Annotated in this window: 18 protein-coding genes; 10 read left to right on the top strand and 8 right to left on the bottom strand. The window is 41.6% G+C overall.

What is annotated here, in order from left to right; genetic code table 11:
* The 6 genes from pgsB to ACZ9AO_RS19835 all read left to right on the top strand — a co-directional run bounded on the left by pgsB (position 1) and on the right by ACZ9AO_RS19835 (position 5,560).
* Positions 1 to 1,182 (top strand): poly-gamma-glutamate synthase PgsB, encoded by a 1,182-nt coding sequence (pgsB, locus tag ACZ9AO_RS19860; protein WP_048687556.1) that lies wholly within the window; start codon positions 1 to 3, stop codon positions 1,180 to 1,182.
* 15 nt (positions 1,183 to 1,197) lie between these two features.
* The gene (pgsC, locus tag ACZ9AO_RS19855; protein ID WP_048687555.1) at positions 1,198 to 1,647 is read left to right on the top strand and encodes a poly-gamma-glutamate biosynthesis protein PgsC; all 450 of its coding nucleotides are present in this window, start codon (positions 1,198 to 1,200) and stop codon (positions 1,645 to 1,647) included.
* A 10-nt stretch (positions 1,648 to 1,657) separates the two neighbouring features.
* Positions 1,658 to 2,959: a CapA family protein gene (locus ACZ9AO_RS19850; protein ID WP_476110010.1), complete on the top strand. Its 1,302-nt coding sequence runs from the start codon at positions 1,658 to 1,660 to the stop codon at positions 2,957 to 2,959.
* A gap of 74 nt (positions 2,960 to 3,033) precedes the next feature.
* A complete protein-coding gene (locus tag ACZ9AO_RS19845) occupies positions 3,034 to 4,617 on the top strand; it encodes a gamma-glutamyltransferase family protein (RefSeq protein WP_476110009.1) in 1,584 nt (527 codons plus the stop codon).
* A gap of 69 nt (positions 4,618 to 4,686) precedes the next feature.
* Positions 4,687 to 4,836 (top strand): CapE family protein, encoded by a 150-nt coding sequence (locus ACZ9AO_RS19840; protein ID WP_153246158.1) that lies wholly within the window; start codon positions 4,687 to 4,689, stop codon positions 4,834 to 4,836.
* Positions 4,837 to 4,921: 85 nt separating this feature from the next.
* A complete protein-coding gene (locus ACZ9AO_RS19835) occupies positions 4,922 to 5,560 on the top strand; it encodes a poly-gamma-glutamate hydrolase family protein (RefSeq protein WP_251541865.1) in 639 nt (212 codons plus the stop codon).
* On the opposite strand, the gene ACZ9AO_RS19830 is transcribed toward ACZ9AO_RS19835, so the two are convergent.
* The 3 genes from ACZ9AO_RS19830 to ACZ9AO_RS19820 form a co-directional block, all read right to left on the bottom strand.
* Positions 5,557 to 6,759: a C40 family peptidase gene (locus ACZ9AO_RS19830; protein ID WP_476110006.1), complete on the bottom strand. Its 1,203-nt coding sequence runs from the start codon at positions 6,757 to 6,759 to the stop codon at positions 5,557 to 5,559. The two genes, ACZ9AO_RS19835 and ACZ9AO_RS19830, sit on opposite strands and share 4 nt — an antisense overlap.
* An 820-nt stretch (positions 6,760 to 7,579) precedes the next feature.
* Positions 7,580 to 9,661: a methyl-accepting chemotaxis protein gene (locus ACZ9AO_RS19825; RefSeq protein ID WP_476110132.1), complete on the bottom strand. Its 2,082-nt coding sequence runs from the start codon at positions 9,659 to 9,661 to the stop codon at positions 7,580 to 7,582.
* 276 nt (positions 9,662 to 9,937) lie between these two features.
* Entirely contained in the window at positions 9,938 to 10,456 is a 519-nt protein-coding gene (locus ACZ9AO_RS19820; protein ID WP_048687548.1) for a DJ-1/PfpI family protein, read from the bottom strand.
* 135 nt (positions 10,457 to 10,591) lie between these two features.
* Between ACZ9AO_RS19820 and ACZ9AO_RS19815 the strand changes: the two genes are divergently transcribed.
* Positions 10,592 to 10,987, top strand: a complete 396-nt coding sequence (locus ACZ9AO_RS19815) for a winged helix-turn-helix transcriptional regulator (RefSeq protein WP_048687547.1) — start codon at positions 10,592 to 10,594, stop codon at positions 10,985 to 10,987.
* A 461-nt stretch (positions 10,988 to 11,448) separates the two neighbouring features.
* Here the strand turns inward: ACZ9AO_RS19815 and ACZ9AO_RS19810 are convergent, their stop codons facing one another.
* The 5 genes from ACZ9AO_RS19810 to ACZ9AO_RS19790 all read right to left on the bottom strand — a co-directional run bounded on the left by ACZ9AO_RS19810 (position 11,449) and on the right by ACZ9AO_RS19790 (position 15,204).
* Positions 11,449 to 11,646: a hypothetical protein gene (locus ACZ9AO_RS19810; protein WP_251541870.1), complete on the bottom strand. Its 198-nt coding sequence runs from the start codon at positions 11,644 to 11,646 to the stop codon at positions 11,449 to 11,451.
* 111 nt (positions 11,647 to 11,757) lie between these two features.
* Entirely contained in the window at positions 11,758 to 13,008 is a 1,251-nt protein-coding gene (locus tag ACZ9AO_RS19805) for an MFS transporter (RefSeq protein WP_476110003.1), read from the bottom strand.
* A 629-nt stretch (positions 13,009 to 13,637) separates the two neighbouring features.
* Positions 13,638 to 14,123 carry an SRPBCC family protein gene (locus ACZ9AO_RS19800; RefSeq protein WP_251541872.1) on the bottom strand — a complete coding sequence of 162 codons (486 nt, stop codon included), beginning with the start codon at positions 14,121 to 14,123 and terminating at the stop codon, positions 13,638 to 13,640.
* Positions 14,124 to 14,146: 23 nt separating this feature from the next.
* Positions 14,147 to 14,683 carry a GNAT family N-acetyltransferase gene (locus tag ACZ9AO_RS19795; protein WP_251541873.1) on the bottom strand — a complete coding sequence of 179 codons (537 nt, stop codon included), beginning with the start codon at positions 14,681 to 14,683 and terminating at the stop codon, positions 14,147 to 14,149.
* Between the two features lie 2 nt (positions 14,684 to 14,685).
* On the bottom strand, positions 14,686 to 15,204 hold the full coding sequence (locus ACZ9AO_RS19790; RefSeq protein ID WP_419721561.1) for a YfiT family bacillithiol transferase: 519 nt from the start codon (positions 15,202 to 15,204) through the stop codon (positions 14,686 to 14,688).
* 233 nt (positions 15,205 to 15,437) lie between these two features.
* Here ACZ9AO_RS19790 and ACZ9AO_RS19785 point away from each other — a divergent pair, with 233 nt between their 5' ends.
* Genes ACZ9AO_RS19785 through ACZ9AO_RS19775 form a run of 3 tightly spaced genes read left to right on the top strand, consistent with a single transcriptional unit; the run spans position 15,438 to position 19,147 of the window.
* Positions 15,438 to 16,538 (top strand): endospore germination permease, encoded by a 1,101-nt coding sequence (locus ACZ9AO_RS19785; RefSeq protein ID WP_476110001.1) that lies wholly within the window; start codon positions 15,438 to 15,440, stop codon positions 16,536 to 16,538.
* Positions 16,513 to 17,997 carry a spore germination protein gene (locus tag ACZ9AO_RS19780; RefSeq protein ID WP_476109999.1) on the top strand — a complete coding sequence of 495 codons (1,485 nt, stop codon included), beginning with the start codon at positions 16,513 to 16,515 and terminating at the stop codon, positions 17,995 to 17,997. The genes ACZ9AO_RS19785 and ACZ9AO_RS19780 overlap by 26 nt, the downstream gene beginning before the upstream one ends.
* A 4-nt stretch (positions 17,998 to 18,001) precedes the next feature.
* Positions 18,002 to 19,147, top strand: a complete 1,146-nt coding sequence (locus ACZ9AO_RS19775) for a Ger(x)C family spore germination protein (RefSeq protein WP_251541878.1) — start codon at positions 18,002 to 18,004, stop codon at positions 19,145 to 19,147.
* Positions 19,148 to 19,164 lie beyond the last annotated feature (17 nt).

Here is a 19,164-nt window from a genome sequence, read left to right as displayed (position 1 = left end):
ATGGCACCAATATTTATTTGTGCGATCTTTTTGCTTGGCTATGGCATTTTTGAACAAAAACGCCATCAGAAGCGTCTCGACTCCATCCCGGTACGTGTGAATGTGAATGGGATTCGAGGGAAATCGACTGTAACGCGTCTAATTACAGGTGTGATCCAGGAAGCTAAATACAAAACAGTAGGTAAAACAACCGGAACATCAGCAAGAATGATCTATTGGTTTACCGACAAGGAAAAACCGATTGTACGACGCCCGGAAGGACCCAACATAGGAGAACAACGGCGTGTAGTTAAAGAAGTTGCCGACTTAGGCACGGAAGCACTGGTTTGTGAGTGCATGGCCGTACAGCCTGACTATCAACTAATCTTTCAAAACAAAATGATCCAGGCAAACATTGGGGTCATCGTGAATGTATTGGAAGACCATATGGATGTCATGGGACCGACATTGGATGAGGTTGCTGAAGCCTTCACTGCTACCATTCCCCATAATGGTCACTTAATAACCATCGAAAGTGAATATTTGGACTTTTTCAAGCAAATTGCCAAAGAACGCAACACAAAAGTAATCGTTGCAGACAACTCCAGAATATCGGAAGAGTTCCTGCGTGAATTCGACTATATGGTATTTCCTGATAATGCATCACTGGCCTTGGCCGTTGCTGAAGCATTGGGCATTGATGAAAAAACGGCTTTTCGCGGCATGTTGAATGCGCATCCCGATCCAGGTGCCATGCGGATCACCAAATTCGGAGATCCCATCCAGCCAACTTTCTTTGTCAATGGCTTTGCTGCAAATGATGCGTCATCGACGCTGAACATATGGGAACGTGTCAATACGTTCGGATACAGCACAGAACCTCCTATCGTCATCATGAATTGCCGTGCCGATCGTGTGGACCGTACTGAGCAGTTTGCAAGAGATGTATTGCCTTACATAAAATCTGAAATCGTCATTGCCATTGGTGAAACCACATCACCGATTACAAGGGTATTCGAGCAAGGTAAATTGGATACTAAAGAATATTGGGATTTAGAAAACTGGTCAACTGAAGAAATCGTGGCCCGTCTCCGCCCATTGATGAAAAATCGCATCGTCTACGGTGTCGGGAATATTCACGGTGCAGCGGAACCATTAATTGAAGCATTCATGAAATCTAAAACAAAGCAAAAAGCAAGTTAAGTAGGAGGAACCTTAATGTTTGGATCGGATTTATATGTAGCCCTAGTACTGGGAGTAACGCTTAGCCTTATATTTTCAGAAAAGACGGGTGTCGTACCCGCAGGACTTATCGTGCCAGGTTATTTGGCATTAGTATTTGATCAATGGGAAATCATGCTGACCATTTTGATCATTAGTGTCGTAACTTATTTAATCGTCACCCACGGCCTTTCAAGATGGGTGATTTTATATGGAAGAAGAAAATTCGCCGCCATGATGGTGACCGGGATTTGCTTGAAACTCCTATTGGACTTAGTCTACCCTGTCATGCCCTTTGAAATATTCGAGTTTCGGGGAATCGGTATAATCGTACCTGGATTGATAGCGAATACCATACAAAGACAAGGAATGCCATTGACACTTGGCAGCACGCTTTTATTATCCGGTTTAACTTTCGGTTTAATGAACGTGTATTACCTATTCTGAGGTGCAAAAAATGAAACGGACTTTAAATGCAAAAGAAAAAACACTTATCTTTATTAAACGCACGAAGAAAAAAAATCTTAAATACACTGGAATCATACTACCTATATTACTAATCGCTTTAGTCATTACCACTTGGATGGGACGGGCTGAGGAAGTGAAAACAGTCGCAACAAAATCCGATCAACCATTGACGATGACAATGGTCGGTGATGTGATGATGGGACGTTATGTTGAAGAAGTGACGGAAAAGCACGGGTATGAATACCTCTTCCGGTATATAAAACCCTATTTTGCCAATTCGGATTATGTCAGTGGGAATTATGAACATACCGCTTTAAAAGAAGAGGTATCTAACTACAAGGAAGCAGATACGCCCATCCGGTTAAACTCCAATACTAGTGGTGTGGAAGCCGTTAAAGATGCTGGCTTCTCTGTGGTGTCATTGGCAAATAACCATATGATGGACTATGAAGAACAAGGACTCCTTGACACGATTGATGAATTCAAAAGTGAGGATATGCACTATGTCGGTGTTGGATCGAACACTGCGGAAGCAAAAAACAGCATCGACTATGCGGATGTTAATGGCGTACGTGTTGCAACACTTGGCTTCACAGATGTTTACGGTAAGGATGCCGTATCAAAAAATGATAAAGCCGGACTATTGAACTCCAATCCTGATTTATTATTTGAAATGATCGGCAAAGCAAGGAATGCCAAGCAAGGCAATGCAGACTTGGTTGTGGTGAATATGCACTGGGGACAAGAGTATTCAACCTCAACAACCGATCGGCAAAAAGACTTGGCTAAAGCTATCATCGATGCGGGCGCTGACATCATCATCGGGCATCACCCCCACGTGCTTCAATCGTTCGATGTTTATAAGGATGGAATCATTTTCTATAGTCTAGGAAATTTCATATTCGATCAAGGCTGGACACGCACAAAGGATTCAGCCATGGTTCAATACCATTTAGCGGAAGACGGAAAAGCTACAATCGATGTCGTACCGCTGCAAATTGAAGAAGCAACACCAAGGCCAGCTACCTCTTCCATTGACAAATCACGTGTTTACCGGCAGTTGACGAAGGAAACGAGTGAAAAAGTCCAGTGGTCTAAAAAAGAGGATCGCATCGAGATTACCTTGGATCACAAGAAGGTAATCGATCATAAGGCACAGCGTGAACAAGAGGAAAAGGCAGCAATGGAAAAGAAAGCTGCACTAGAGAAAAAAGCAGCACAAGAGAAAAAGGCCCTACAAGACAAAAAGGCCGTACAAGCTAAACAACCGGAAATGCAACCCATTCAGTAAGGAACGCTTTATCACTACTATTTGAAGAATGAAGATACACAACTTAGAAGCTCAACGAAAAGGGGGAACAACCGATGATTAACCGTATGACGGGAAAAGTGCTCATATCCCTAAGCTTGCTCATATATATTGCTGGATGTTCGAAGACACCCCCTATTTCTGACACGAATGATCCGATAAAGAGTAAAACGGAACAATCATATGGGGTCAGTTCTTCAAATCCAATCGCAATAGATGTCGGTATGGATATATTGGAAAACGGCGGAACGGCGGCTGATGCCGCCATTGCGGTATCGTATGTATTAGGTGTAGTCGAACCTTATGGATCTGGCGTGGGCGGCGGCGGAGGTATGCTGATTGCCCCGGAATCCGGCGAACCCGAATTTATCGATTATCGTGAATCCTCCCCAGAAGACCCAAGTTCAAGACACGATACAGGGATTCCTGGCTTAGTGGCCGGAATGCAGGTCATCAGTGATAAGTATGGGAGCGTACCAATGGCAGACCTTCTTCAGCCGGCGATAGATTTGGCTGAAGAAGGATTTGAAGTCGACGAATCGTTATCATCACGCTTAGAAGCGGCCCAGCCAAGGATATCCTCCGATGCGACTTCACTTTTCTATCCTGATGGTGATGCCATTGAACCAGGCAAAACCCTCGTCCAGGAAAGACTTGCTGAAACATTGAAGGAGATCCAGCAGGAAGGTCCTGATGGTTTTTATAAAGGGGAAATTGCGCGGGATATTAAAAGGGAATCAGATATCGACTTGATGGATTTAAAGCGCTATGAGGTGAAAGAACGGAAACCGGTCCAAGGAACATTTGCCGGTTATGATGTTTTTACCGCCCCTCCGCCCTTTTCAGGAATTACCGTTCTTGAAATGTTAAAGCTAGCCGAGGAAATGAACCTAGGTGATTCTTCAAGCAAATCAGCTTATATGAAAGTCTTGGGGGGCATCACGGATACTGCTTATCAAGATCGGACCGTCCATGTTGGAGATGGAATAAGTCACTCCAAGGCGGAAAAATTGCTCTCCCCCATTCACTTGGATAATCTTAAAAATAAGATAAAAAGTGAAAAATGGGAAGATAAAGAATCGAATGGTTCCGAAGAACATGAAAGTACGACACACTTTGTGATAATGGACAAAAATGGCACTGTCGTTTCCACAACAAATACGCTCAGTAACTTTTTCGGATCTGGGGATTATACAAATGGATTTTTCCTTAACGATCAATTGAAAAATTTCAGGTCCGGCTTGAACTCTCAAGAGGCATATAAACGGTCAAGAACTTTCACCGCTCCGACCATTCTCAAGAAACCTGGGCGGGAATCGATCGGGATCGGCTCACCAGGCGGTGATAGGATTCCGCAAGTATTGATGCAGGTTCTGTATTCTTATACAGAAAATGAAGGCTCATTGCAGGATATCGTCGACCGTAATCGGTTCGTCTTTGATGGAAAGAAGATTTATACAGAATCAAGGCATTCGGATGAAACCATATCCGACTTGGAAGATTCAGGATATGAAGTCATTCAGAAGATTTCCCCCATGTATTATGGCGGGGTTCAAGGACTCGTTAAAAACGAGAAAAATGGACAAATATCCGGAGCAGGAGATAAAAGAAGAAACGGAAGCTGGAAAGCTCAGCAATAAACAGGCAATCCAGCCCCTCCTTTTCTAAATATCATATGAATTTTAGCGTTGTATAAGGGGATTTCGAATATGAATATCGTAAAAAAAATAACAAGCTGGGTAATACCTGTCCTTCTTGTAGCAGCCCTGCTTGTAACAATGAATACGTTTAAACGGACAGAAACGTTAACACCTGACGAGCAAAAGAAAATAGAACAATATACAACAGTCGAAAAATAAAAAAAGCTGGGGCATCCCCGCTTTTTTTATTTTTGCCGTCAACGGGTATGGAAGTTCAGATACACTACAGATACGGAGGATTATCATGATTGAAAATAGCTATACCGATTTTTTTGAACTGCAGGAAAATGAACAAGAATACCTTGATTACCGCATCATCGTTCATCACAGGAATCCTGATATTGCAGTTCTAGCCATCCATGGCGGGAATATCGAACCAGGTACGAGTGAAGTTGCAGCCGCACTTGGAGAGAGACTTTGTGCAAGCACCTACCTATTCGAAGGCCTAAAACCAAGGGGCAACCAGGTCCTCCATATAACATCCCGCTTATTCAATGAACCGAGCGGCGTTTCGATGGCAGCGAATGCTCAGACCACCCTTTCGATCCATGGCCACTACGACGTACATAATGCGCTGGTTTACATTGGCGGAAGGAACGAACCATATAAGAACCTTATCCAGCAATGCCTCAACAAAGCCGGCTTTCAAACTGATCATGCACCTCAGCACCTTTCAGGCATGAATGGAAACAACATCACCAACACATCCAAAACGGGTGCAGGCGTGCAATTGGAACTTTCCGCAAAGCTCAGAAAAAGCTTTTTCAAAGGTGATGACTTTACCAGTAAGAACAGGGTCAATCACTGTAATCTTCTTAAACGGTTCGTTACTGCCATTGAAAAAGCGACTCTTGAATATAAACAGGTTGAAGACCTTCTTTAGTCCATGAGGCTTTCAACTTGACCGAAGCTTTCGAATTTCTCGGCAAAATAACCTGACGAAAGGTTGGAAATATGAACGCCTGCGTTTTCCGTTGTATGGAGAAAACGTCCATCACCCAAATAAATACCTACATGGGTCACACCTAGCCTTGTTCCTGTGTCGCTAAAAAATACTAAATCCCCTGCCTTTGGATTATCAATTTTGGGCACCAATGAAAAGTATTCCTCGGCGGAACCTCGTTTTACCGAAAGGCCCTGCTCCTTCATGACCCAATATATGAAGCCGCTGCAATCCATTCCGGTCATTGGATCGTCTCCCCCGAAAACATAGGTGAATCCGCGTAAAGTGTATGCATACTTGATGACATCATATGCCTTATCATATGCAGCCTCCTGGTTTACATAAAACGGATATAACGGGTTGCTGTATAGTTGAAGATACTGCCCTTGCATCAACTCATCGGTATTTAAAGCGTTACGACTTTTGATCGTACTCATGGAAATACTGTAATTCTCCGATATACTTTTAAGCGTTTCTCCCGTTTGGACGATATGCTCTCCTTTAGGCGTATATGTTTTGTACGCCACTTGGTATTTTGCAAAGTAATCTTCTGTAGTGGATCTCACCTGAACCGTTTCCGCACCATATCCAGAATTGACAAATTGGTTATTGCCGACATAAATACCCGCAGTCACCACTCTTAAGCTGTCTTTTTCCAGAAAGAATATTATATCCCCAGTTTTCGGAGTGGCTGTATCCATCCCTTGCTTGTAAAAACCATCTACTGTCAAACGGTCAACCGGCACATTTTGCCGGGAAAGCACCCAATGAATCAATCCGCTCGAATCGAATCCTTTTTCAGGCGTCTCCTCTCCAGCTGTCTTTTTAAACCCTATGAAAGATCTCGCATATTTCGCAATTTTTTTTCCTCTCTCCGACCATTGATAGATGGAAGGAGTATACGCCGTTTGAATGATTGTCAACTTTTGGCCCGCAAATAATTTATCATCCGGTAAACCATTCGTCTTCATCAATTGTTCAGCCGATATATCATATGTCTTAGCAATCGATTCCACCGTTTCGCCAGAGATTACAGTATGCACAGGATCTGCAGCCTCGGCCTTTAAACCAGGTAAGAAAGTGAAACTAACCATGAATACCAATGTCAGTATCATACAGCTTATTTTTCCATTAAACATTTTAACCTTCCTTTATATGCTGAAATATTTATATATTTACGATGTTCATGTAAATCCCATCATACGAATCTTCTATCCTATCATCCACTCAATCAGATGCACCTTAATGCTCACAACAATAATATTATCGGTAAAAATAATGAAACCTTTAGCCTATTTTTTACAAAAAACCAACAGTCGGATTCAATAAAACACATAAAAGCAAATCATTATTCCTATACCTCATCGAGAAAAGTTGGAAATCGAAGAATTCCTAGAGGATTTTGTTTATCTTGGCAGTATGGGTAAACGTAGATTAAAGAAATCCCGGTCATGATAAAGTCGTGCATATACGGCTTGCCATTTATGATGAGGATGACGAAATAGGAGTGAACACTTTGATAAAAATGGAAGATATGCAGCATAGTTTTGGAAGGGAAACGTATTTGAGATTTTGCATGAGAACAAACGGAAATTGATTACGAAGGCGATGGGTTATTGATCAGGAACCCAAACCCATTGGTACACCCATCATCTAGCAGAAGTAAATAAGGGGAAAGCTAAATGGCATTCCCCTCTCGTTACTATGAATCTATCGCATATAAATTTGTGAAGCTTCTAATATCCGTGCCGACTTGTCCGATTCCTATATATTATTCCCCTTTGTAAAAAAAGCATGGATACTTGACCCGATCCTCTAAATTATACTTTTGTGCTTCTATTGATTTTGTCCACCATAGAGAGACGTCCCAGCGATTCACCTTTCAGAATGATGAAATGGCAATCTAACAAAAGAGGAAACCACTGTAATGGCCTCCCTTTTTGCAACACTTGTTATTCCCTACTTCTCTATCTGGAATTCCCCTAGCGTCTGCTCCAAATCATTTATTAACTGTGTAAGCTGCTGTGTATATTGAGCAAGTTGATTGGAAGAAGCAGCTTGTTCCTCCATGGATGATGCAATTTCTTCTGATGAAGCTGTCGTTTGCTGTGATACGGCGGTGATTTCTTCTATCACTTTAATAACCGTTTCTTTTTGTTGATTGATGCTTTCAATGGATTGTGTTTCTTCCTGAATCGAATTGGATATTTTCCCGACGGAATCTTCCAGCTCTTTCATGGCTTCACTTACCGTGTTCACGGCATTTTTCTGATCCTTGCTGATTTGATTCGTTTCATTTGTCGTTTTCAGCAATTCCTCTATATCTGACAGAATGCTTTGGATGATTGCTTGAATATTTTTTGTAGCTTCTTTTGAATCATCAGCCAAGCTCCTTACTTCATTCGCCACGACAGCAAAACCTTTGCCGGACTCACCTGCCCTTGCAGCTTCTATAGATGCATTCAAAGATAATAAATTGGTTTGTTCCGATATTTTCGAAATGGCATTCGTGACATCTGAAATGGTTTTTGATTTTTCCACAAGTCTTAAGCTCATGCTGGTGACTGCAGAAAACGCCACTTCTAATTTATGGTATGACGCTTCCAAACCACTTACCTGTTGTTTCCCTGACTCTATTTTTTCAGATGCAAGTTCCAATACGGACTGGGTTTCCCTTGATTTTTTTGATAACCCATCGATTTCTCCACTAAGGACCTGGATCGTACCCGCACCGTGCTCCACCTGTTCAGATTGATTCGAAGCACCCGCTGCAATCTCTTCTATCGCGCGTGAAACATCTGTAATGGCCGCACTATTTTCAGCAGCTATTTGGCTTAAGCCGGAATTGGCATTTGTCACCGATTCCGCATTGCCATTTACCTTCTCAACCAATCTTCTTAATTTCCCTAACATCGAGTTATAGCTTTTGCTCAAGTCCCCAATCTCATCATTGGATTTAATGGCAAATTCGGTCACTAAATCCCCATTCGCCGTCTTTTCTATGATTTTTTGGAAGTCGGCCATGATTTTCGTTAACTTTCCTGCTAGATAAAGAGCACATACCATCCCGAATAAAAGACCTAAAATACCTGATACCAGTACAATTCTAGTAATGTCACCCAGCTTGGATTGCAGTATTTTGTCTGGTGTGAGCGCCAACACCTTCCAGTTCACTTCAGGGACCGTACTCCATTCACCTGTGTAATCTTCACCATCCAACGTCAAGGGTTGGTTCGCTTTTCCGCCCCCATTATACATGTCGGCCACCCACTTGAACTCTGAACTGAATCGGTCAGTGTCCATAATGAAATCCTCCACACCTTCTTCCATGCCGCTTTTGTCAGGATTCATATTCTTCCCGTCCATATCCTTCATGAATGAACTCACGATAAACCCTTGTGAATCCAATATCACCAGATTGCTAGTGGAATCTTTTTCGATGGTTGACCTCATTTTCCCGATTGTCGCAAGGTCGATATCATAACCCAGGGCCCCTGCCATTTTCCCGTCCGATAAAACGGGCGTGACAACGGAAGTCATGATCATTCCCGAACCTCCATCTTTATACACATCCATCCATTTCGTTTCTGGTCTTTCGGTCAGCTGCGTATAAGTCTTTGTCTCCCTGGCATCCTGTTTGAAATCCATTTGGGGAGAAGCATACAAGGAACCATCCGATCCATCCATATAATAAACGGAAATTAAATCCTCATTGTTCTTTTGAAAAGCCTCTAACGTTTTTTGGATATCCTTGATTGAATCACCGTTCTTGATCTGATTGGAAACCAGCTGTGATAATTGCTCTAGCGAATTTTCATACGTGGCCATGCTCAAATTGATTTGTGCCGCTGCATTTTGGGCCGAGCTTTCGTTGATGGACGTACTATCTTCCTTAAAAATGGAAGTCACCTTTGCCCCCATTATCGAAACGGATACGACGATCGCGAGAAAAACGGATGTACATATAAATAGTAACCATTTTATCCGGAGCGATATCCTTCTCTTTACTTTTTCTTTCTTGTCAATCGATGAACTTCTCATCAATACTTTCCCCCTTTTATTTGGCCTGCAAATGCCCTTATGTGTGAAAACAAAGATTCAATCTATGCTCAAAATGGATCCTTCCTAAATTACGATCACTTACTTTATTTTTCCACATAAACATACTATATACCTATCAACCCCTTGTCAATCACCAATAACGGATAAATTAATAGGTCTAAAGTTCGCATTCCATTTTCAAATAAAAAAACCCTTGGATTGTATAGAATCCAAGGGTTTCACATAGGGGATATTAAGTCAGCAATAAAACGCGATTTAGCGTAATGCTGCTGCTAAGCTTTCTCCGAATTCTTTTGCGCCATCCGGACCATCACCCGTTATGATATCACCATGCGCAACGACATGCTGTTTTACATATTCAGCGGAATTGGCTTTCAATTCGTCAATTTGAACATCAACTGGGTAACAAGCAGCTTTACGTCCAGAAAGTAAACCTGTTTTCGCTACAGTGACAGAACCTGCACAAATTCCCGTTACAAGAACTTTTTGTTCATGCGCTTGTTTCAAAAAACTTTGCAGTTCTTGGTTACCCCATAGATGATCATTCGTACCTGATCCCCCAATTACTGCGATTGCATCATAATCACTTGCTGAAACTTCAGAAAAGATCACCTCTGCCAAAGCCTTGCCTTGATAGTCACCAGTTATTTCTCCTGTTTTCGTACTGGCTATCGTCACTGCCACGCCCGCATTTTCCAATACTTCCTTCGGCTGAAATAATTCATCTTCATTAAAACGTTCTGGTGGTATAATTAGTAATGCTTTTTTACTCATATATATTGCCTCCTGAATTGAATTGTCTGATGACACTCAAATTGTAACGCTCGTAATCGGCGCTGTGAAGAATGCACTTTTATGTGCGGAGGTTACCTTAAGGTTACTGGTAAAATAAAAAAGGAGCTAATGTCCATGTCAGAAACATTAAGAGATGAAATCAAAGAAAAGATCTTAAACGGCTATTATAATTGCGAAAAAGAACTTACTTTATCCATATTCAGCGGCAAATGGAAAATCGTCATTCTATGGCATTTAGGTGTTGAAGGCCCGCACAGATTCAGTGAACTTCAAAGGCTTTTTCCGAAAATATCCCATAAAATCTTAACGAATCAATTACGTGAACTAATGGAAGACGGCATCGTCCATCGGGAGGTATATCCCGAGATCCCTCCAAAAGTCGAATATTCCATGACTGAACTTGGAATGACCTTGCTGCCGATCGTTGAAATGATGTATGAATGGGGAAAAAACAGGATGAATGAAATTAAACAAGAAATGCATGTCAGTGAAAATGATGGGAATAAATAATGCATTCGTGACCCGAAAAACAAAGCCCATCGTAAAATGTGAGCGTTGCCTCCAGACACTCGCTTTCCAAGGGCCGGGACCCCACTAATGCATGCTGTGAAGGCTTGGCAGGCAGTCGGCGGAAAGGGAGCGAATTTCTGAAATCAACTGGAACATTTATTAAGAAAACTCTAGGCTAGTCTCATCCCAATATTCTTAAGACTAGATTATTCTTCATGTTTTTTTACTATAACCTTAATCGATGGAAGAAATTTGCGACACTCCTGCCGAATAACTAGCTAGACGAGACACCGCAGACGCTTGCGTCGAGGAGGCTTGGCAGACTGTCGGCGGAAAGGGAGCGGATTTCTGAAATCAACTGGAACATTTACTAAATAAAAAACTAGACCGACATTAGAATATCTCGGTCTAGTGAATTCGAAGCTGATTCTTTTCATGAAAAGGAAAGGTGATAACTCATTTTACTTTTTACCCGGCTTGGTGAATTGCTGACCAATTGCACCTATTATTAAAATGATGATCGAAATGAGACTGTAGTCCTTAAAAAAGGTCGTAAATGGAATTTCCAGAAATATGAACGCCATCGTAATCAATCGTCCTATAAGCAGAATCATTCCGATAACTACCATCCAATTAAATAATTTCCCCAAAAAACCCATCTTTTCCTCCTTCCCTAATCAATGATGAATTTCATGGTATCATCTTTCTACAAGAATAAATATCCGGCATGCTGAAAAATCCTTCAGCCTGACATGTCGTTCCGTGCCCCATTACTCGGAGGCATCTTTGGAGATAGGTTTTCCGGCTTCGATCAACACTTTGCTGCCCAGTAGGAAAAAACCTTGAATGAACAGCAATATACCAGTTCCTATAAGGAGCCATTCTATTTTAATGATGTCGGATATCGGTCCGAATATAAGCATTCCCAGGGGCATCATGGAAGTCGAGATCATTCCTAAAACACCAAATACCCTCCCAAGAAGATCACCCTCGATCTTCTCCTGTAACAAGACCATGGACGGCGTATTAAAAATGGGCATCGCCAATCCCACTACCCCCATGATGATCAAGTAAATCCAGAAAACGGGGATGATTCCAAGAGCGAAAGTACAGGCACCAATTATAAGGCTTGCAAGTGTCATCGTATGGATCTTGTTTTTAAAGCCTCCCCAGGAAGCCATGAAAACCCCGCCTAGCATCATACCGATGGCAAAGGTGATTTCTATCGCAGTCAACCGCCAAACATCATTCCCGAAAGAGCGTGTGACTTGAAGCGGTGTTAGGAATGCAACTGGTGCGGCAAGCACGAAGAAAAATGCGAAAAACATAAAGAACTTCTTAAGAAAGTCGTGATTCCTGATATAACTGAAGCCTTCTTGCAAATCGGTGAAATAGCTGGTTGTTTGCTTTTGTAATGCCTTCGCATGTGCTGGAATTTTCAAAAAGGCCAGCAATGTGAAGATGGCAATTGCAGCTGTAATCACATCAATGAAGAAAATGGTTTCGATTGAAGCCATCGTAAGCAGCGCGCCGCTCACCATGGGGGAAACGAGCATCACTAGCGCTTGAATGCTTCCATTTGTCCCGTTCACCTTCGTAAGCTTATCCTCTGGCACAAGTTGCGGGAGAATGGCCCCGACTGCAGGAGTCTGGATTCCAGTTCCGATTGCGCGGACAGCGGACATGACGAAAAGCAGCCATAGCTCATCGTAGCCGATTAAAAACAAGATGGCCAATATGAGCGTTGAAATGGCAATCAAAGAATCCGAAAGAATGATCAGTATCTTCCGATTATAGCGGTCTGCCCATACCCCCGCGATTGGGGAGAGTATGAAGGTGGGCACGAAACCGCAAACGATGGATATCGTCATCATGACACCCGACTGTGTATTCAATGTGATATACCACATGATGGCATACTGGACCAAGGACGAACCAAAGAGGGATATCGTCTGACTGCCTAGAAAAAGGGTGATATTCTTTTTCCAATTGTCCTTTACTTGTTCATTTATTGATTTCATCTCTTAAACACCTCAATCTATTTTCAATATTTGTTCTTAATGCCCTAAAAAAAACACAGGCTATTTGCCTGTGTTTAGAGTAAATGGATCAGAACCTATCTAAAGAAACCTGAGAGGATGACTATTTTCACGATAAAAAATCAATCTCCCACTGGCCTTCGGTTTGGTCAATACAATGAAGAATCTTACATCTATCCAAAATGACCCTTGGATAGGTAATGTAATTCTCCCTTTATATAAATTCTTCCATTTTAAATTCAACTGGAATCGTGAAAACCTATGATCACAAAGGTTGCCCCGGCTACAGCTGGACACAAAAAAAGAGGTTGGGTCTCTTTTTTCTTAAATGCGTAAAATGAAGGTTTCCTTAAAAATAGACAGACCATTCCCATTTCCCCTGCGGACGGCAGAGCTCTTGAACGTATTCAATTAACGGTTCAAAGATTGGAAACGCAGTCTGATATATGTCACAAGGAAAACCTCCATTTCTTAAAAGTTAAAGTCATCTTAACATGGAGCCAACTGGAATATCAATAAAAAACTTCCTTCATGGCAGAAGCATCACTTCGGCTTTGGCCGAAATTCATTGTTCCGCTTCCTTATGTATCCTGCTGCCTGTCACACATCCATTATCCATCCATTCGTTTGACGGCAGCCGTATATTCCTTATGCCATTTTTCCCATTCATCCATTTGGAAGTCCTGATGGTGTCCATCAAGTAAATCACTAAACATATCAAGGCAAATATGCCAGCCTGCCAAATCTTTTGATGTATGATCATTAACTGGCGTAATGGATTCTTTCAATACCAATGAGCATCCATCCTTTTCAGGGGATACCTCGAAACGAACCCAGCCGTCCCCCCATTCAAAATCTAAAACGGCAGATTCCCGGAAGTCCCTGATCTTCATATCAAAAGATTTCCCTGACCCATCATTGAAATTGAATTTTATCGTCCCATCTTTTCGGAGGTCCTTCATTTCCAGGTTGGACATCCACTTTTCCAACTTATCATTCTCCGTTAAAGCACCCCATACCTTTTCAACCGAATGATTGAGCAGGCGATCGAATCTTGCGATAATCCCATTACCATCTTTTTCGATTGAAGCTTGCACTTGGATTCCCCCCATTCAATTCGTTACCCGAGATTATTTTTATAATAAAAAATGGTCGGTTGGAATTCACCATTTGCAGATTTCGCATATTCAGGAATCCTGCCTGCCTGAATATATCCCAATGAGGTATACAGGAGATTTGAAGGATCTCCTTCCCTCGTATCCAGGACCAATAATGTCCGCCCTTCCTGTTTGGCCTTCTTCTCAGCCTCTAGCATGAGTGAACGTCCTATGCCATTTCTTCTATAACCAGTATGCGTCATTAATTTTGCGATTTCCGCTCGATGGCCGCCATTTTGCTTTGAACATAAATGTAACTGTACACTCCCGACAATCTTACCCTGTAACTTAGCGACCAACAGAATCACATCAGGATGCATTGCACTACCCCAGTAATCAATGGCCTCAGACTGTTTCATGGGTGGTAAGAAACCGATGGACGCACCATCATCCACCACTTGCACCAAAAGGTCGGACAGTTCATTAAGATGGTCTTCGATTGATGTTATTTGTTCGATTTTCACATCGGCGTTCACAGTAATCACACCTTTCTCAGTCATATTCACCATCCCTGGCGCTTTGATAAAGTAGTAATGTGAGCCAGATGATGGCGTCCGTGCCATGCATAAATTCCTATATTTTCACCGACTGTCACCTCTCCTGAATCAGGATGGATGAATGTTCTGCTCAGGTCATCTGCATGAAGACCCGATAAAAGTTTGCCCATTCGAATATGTATACCTTCGATTAGTGATAGAGAAACATCAATCGGCAAATCATAATCAGGCAGCTCTGCCCATTTCCCCTCCTCATACGGTTTAATGACAGGACTTTCTTCCGTAAGGGCCAATTTGAAGCGAATATACGCGTTCATATGACTATCAGCAACATGATGCACCACTTGGCGGACCGTCCATCCTCCGGGACGATAAGCCGTATCAAGCTGTTCATCATCCATGTTCCCTACTGCTTCCCGCAGAACCCGAGGCATAGCTTCAATCTCGTTGAGCCACCCTTCGGCTACACCACTAGTAATTTCCCCGTCAAACTGAAACTTCCCAATCGGGTATCTTAAATCCATCTTCATTCCCCCTTGATGTTCAATAAAAATAGCATCTATATATATTCTTTCTCGATTAAGACAAATCCTTTTTCCGGCATACTTTGCTTTGCTCTCCTGCTCATCATTAACCATCAGGAAATTTAATCCATATCATTAGCACGTATACTATTTCCACATTAAGCAACCATAACAAAAGAATGGCATCTGCATCAATCCAATCTTTAAACAATGGAAATGGGGAAAGGATCATCTTGAAGAAAATTAGTTCGATACAAACCCTTAGCATCTTCTTTTTATCAATCGGCCTTCTTAATCACGTTATTTTGATCCCTTTCCTCCTATCCACCGGCGGAAGGGATGCTTGGTTTTTTACTATCATTACGATTGGGTTGATCCCGATATGGGTCTACATATTATCGAGGATAATCAAGAATATGAATAATCAATCCCTGACGGATTGGCTTGAAAATAGATTTGGGAAACATATTAAAAATATCGCTTTATTCTTTATAGTGATTTACCTGATCAGCCTTGTATTGGCTACCACAAAGGAAACGATAGATTGGATCACTACAACCTTTCTTTTTGAAACCCCAAGTTTGGCCATAATCATCCCGTTTACACTGCTATGCATATTCCTTGTCCATTCAGGTATGCGCTCCATTGCCATTAGTTCTTCCGTATTATTGCCCGTAGTCGTGTTACTTGGCATTTTGGTTGCGACTGGAAATATACCAACTAAAGATTATAGTCATCTTCTTCCCCTTTTTGAGAATGGCTATTTTAACGGTATTAAATCCTTTCAATATGCTGCATATGGTCTTATGGAACTGGTTTTACTCACCTTTTTTCAGGAAAAACTTACGGATACGATTAGTCGCAAGACATTGGTTTTCTTATGTATTGGTTTAGTTTTTCTGGTTTTCGGCCCATTAACGGCTGGAATCGCTGAATTCGGACCGACATTAGCCGAAGCCATGAGATACCCTGCCTATGAACAATGGCGTTTGCTGACAATTGGTAAATATATTGAACATACAGATTTCTTTTCCATTTATCAATGGCTTGCTGGGGCCTATATCCGAGTTTCCCTAGCATTATTCTTAATAACTGAAGTCTGTAATAGAAAAACGAACAAAATGAAAGTAGGAATTCTCTTCGCTGTAGGTTTTCTTATGGTTATCGTCTCCACCGTTCCCTACAGTAATTTCAAGTTCTTGCATATAACCCAAACTTTTTACTACCCTGGCGCTTTATATTTCTTGATCATCTTGTCCACCTTTTTATTTATCGGCACGTTCATTAATTCTAAGGAGGGGAAAAAACATGAGAATGAAACGATCCAAAAATGAGCCAACCCTGCCTGAATTAAAGGAAGAGACTTTTCGGGAGTTATTCAGTTCAAGTTCAGATATCATGTTTGACACGATTTATATCGGAGAAACCGAAAGACCCATTCCTGTCCTTATTTTTTATTGCTCGGGTATGGCCGATATCAGTTTATTGAACGAGGGAATTTTGGAAAAGTTAAATAAAATGATGGAATTGGATGAGAGGATCGATGCGGAAGAGGCAATCAACAAGCTAAAACCATTGGTAGATTTGACGAAAGTGACTATTGATAGTGAATTTATTAGTGTCCAACAGGAGATTTTCTCTGGGAATGCCCTATTGTTCATACCGTCAAGCCAAAATTTATATTCACTAAATTTGTCCAAAGTTCCGAACCGGCAGCCTGAGGAGTCTTCTTTCGAGGTCTCGGTAAGGGGTCCAAGAGATGGATTTGTCGAGGATTTATCCATGAATACCGCTTTAATCAGAAAACGTCTGAAAACTAAATCGCTTGTCTATGAAGACTTTATCGTTGGCAGGCGCAGTCAAACGAAAGTCGCTCTAATGTACATGGATGACATTATTGACATCGAACTGGTCAAAAATGTAAGGTCCAAGCTTAACTCTATTGATATTGATATATTGGTGAGCAGTCAACAACTGGAGGAATTGATTTCAAATGCTAAATATAGTATATTCCCACTCACTCATTACACGAGCCGCCCTGATTTTGTAGTGGAAGCACTCAATCAAGGAAGATTCATTCTGATCATCGACGGTATGCCTACCATAATAGTGGCTCCTTCTACCTTACTATTGCAAATAAAAACTGCAGAAGATTCGAATCTTCCATATCTATTTGTAAGCCTTGAGCGACTTCTTCGTGTTTTAGGGATTGGAATAACGATTTTATTGCCCGGGTTTTGGATATCCATTTCCGCTTTCAATATTGAACAGGTGCCGTTTCCGTTACTAGCCACGATAACCCTTTCAAGGCTGGGACTCCCCTTATCTGCCACGATGGAATTCATTCTCATGCTCATTTTATTTGAATTATTCCGTGAATCCGGAGTCAGGTTACCTAAAGCGGTTGGGCAGACAGTTGCCGTTGTAGGCGGTCTCATTGTCGGTGATGCCGCGATAAGGGCAGGACTGACCTCACAAACCATGCTTGTGGTCACTGCCGTAACCTCTGTCGCATCTTATACACTTGTAAACCAGTCTTTAACATCTGCCGTCACTGTACTCCGTATGTTTGTTTTGTTACTAAGCTGCATTTATGGAATCTACGGCATGATAATCGGTTTACTCACCATTGTCACTTTATTATCCAGACTGGATTCCTTCGGGGTTGCTTATCTTGATGGGCTAAACCCGCCAAGATTCATTAAAATACTGGATTCATTAGTAATGAGGCCATGGAACTCCCTTAGCAAGCGATCCTTGGCGGCTCAAGATAAGACCAGAAAGGGGCAGTAGCTTCATGTTCCGCATCTGTAACTTTTTGTTGACCCTTCCTTTAATCTTTTTACTTTCGGGTTGCTGGGACGAAAAAACGATCCAGGATTTTCATTATATAACAGCTATAGGGATAGATTACAAAGATGGGGAATACGTTGTATATACGCAACTTGTAGACTTCGCTGCTGTAGCTAAAACGGAATCGAAGCCGACTCAAGCCCCTCCCGTATATGTAGGGAAACAAAAAGGACGGTCCATTTCAATCGCCATTAATCAACTAATGCGCAATACTCAACAGTCTCTCTATATAGGGCATGTATCCACATTTGTAATCAGTGAAAATGTTTTGAATCGGCAAAGCACAGAAATAGTGGATTATATTTACAGAAACCAATTGCTTAGATACTCAGCCAATATTTTTGCCACAAAAAGTTCAATGGATGAGCTATTTTCCATTAACGGCTTTTTTAATTTGTCTCCTTTATACACGACATTATATTTTCCGGATGATGTATACCGGATTAGATCATTCATCCAACCCATTACGGTCCAAAGGTATTATTCCAATCAGCGGGAAAAAGCATCTACAACCATTTTACCCTCCATTTCCTGGAACGATAAAGTTTGGAAGGAAAAAGATAAAAATCGAAAAAGTCTCTATATGGATGGTGCATTTGTCATTTACTATAAAGTGTCCCAGCCCTGGTTCTCGGAAAAAGAATTGAGCGGTGTCCGCTGGCTCACTAAAAGGACCAACAAAACTCCAGTGAACATTACCATGAATAAGCAAGACATCTATGCCTCTTTCTCCCATCCGGATCATAAAGTAAAACCAGTTTTCAAGAATGGGAAATACAAGTTTGTGATTGAAATTGATGTATCCGGCATAATCCAAGGACTGGACACACAAATAGAAATGGATAAATTAAAAAGAAAATTTGAAAATCAAATAAAAAAAGAAATCCAAACAACGTTTAAAACAGGGCTCCAAAAGAACGCAGACCCTTTAAACTTAGGCAACACCCTTTATATCAAAGAAACAAAATACTGGCAAAAGAATCATATGAACGAGCCGAAGGATTATTTAGATAAGGATTCAATACATGATATAAACGTAAAGGTACATATCCTAAACACAGGCGGATTAGAAGATAAGCCACTCGAGTAAAGTTGGCTTAACTCACG

The sequence above is a fragment of the Peribacillus sp. TE19612 genome (assembly GCF_056279465.1).
The sequence above is the reverse complement of the archived record's forward strand: the minus strand, read 5'-3'. Positions and strand labels throughout refer to the sequence as shown.

Bases quoted from the DNA above. Each gene is read 5' to 3' on its own strand.
- pgsB (WP_048687556.1), top strand. From the start codon at position 1: ATGGCACCAATATTTATTTGTGCGATCTTTTTGCTTGGCTATGGCATT.
- pgsC (WP_048687555.1), top strand. From the start codon at position 1,198: ATGTTTGGATCGGATTTATATGTAGCCCTAGTACTGGGAGTAACGCTT.
- ACZ9AO_RS19850 (WP_476110010.1), top strand. From the start codon at position 1,658: ATGAAACGGACTTTAAATGCAAAAGAAAAAACACTTATCTTTATTAAA.
- ACZ9AO_RS19845 (WP_476110009.1), top strand. From the start codon at position 3,034: ATGATTAACCGTATGACGGGAAAAGTGCTCATATCCCTAAGCTTGCTC.
- ACZ9AO_RS19840 (WP_153246158.1), top strand. From the start codon at position 4,687: ATGAATATCGTAAAAAAAATAACAAGCTGGGTAATACCTGTCCTTCTT.
- ACZ9AO_RS19835 (WP_251541865.1), top strand. From the start codon at position 4,922: ATGATTGAAAATAGCTATACCGATTTTTTTGAACTGCAGGAAAATGAA.
- ACZ9AO_RS19830 (WP_476110006.1), bottom strand. From the start codon at position 6,759: ATGTTTAATGGAAAAATAAGCTGTATGATACTGACATTGGTATTCATG.
- ACZ9AO_RS19825 (WP_476110132.1), bottom strand. From the start codon at position 9,661: ATGAGAAGTTCATCGATTGACAAGAAAGAAAAAGTAAAGAGAAGGATA.
- ACZ9AO_RS19820 (WP_048687548.1), bottom strand. From the start codon at position 10,456: ATGAGTAAAAAAGCATTACTAATTATACCACCAGAACGTTTTAATGAA.
- ACZ9AO_RS19815 (WP_048687547.1), top strand. From the start codon at position 10,592: ATGTCAGAAACATTAAGAGATGAAATCAAAGAAAAGATCTTAAACGGC.
- ACZ9AO_RS19810 (WP_251541870.1), bottom strand. From the start codon at position 11,646: ATGGGTTTTTTGGGGAAATTATTTAATTGGATGGTAGTTATCGGAATG.
- ACZ9AO_RS19805 (WP_476110003.1), bottom strand. From the start codon at position 13,008: ATGAAATCAATAAATGAACAAGTAAAGGACAATTGGAAAAAGAATATC.
- ACZ9AO_RS19795 (WP_251541873.1), bottom strand. From the start codon at position 14,683: ATGACTGAGAAAGGTGTGATTACTGTGAACGCCGATGTGAAAATCGAA.
- ACZ9AO_RS19790 (WP_419721561.1), bottom strand. From the start codon at position 15,204: ATGGATTTAAGATACCCGATTGGGAAGTTTCAGTTTGACGGGGAAATT.
- ACZ9AO_RS19780 (WP_476109999.1), top strand. From the start codon at position 16,513: ATGAGAATGAAACGATCCAAAAATGAGCCAACCCTGCCTGAATTAAAG.
- ACZ9AO_RS19775 (WP_251541878.1), top strand. From the start codon at position 18,002: ATGTTCCGCATCTGTAACTTTTTGTTGACCCTTCCTTTAATCTTTTTA.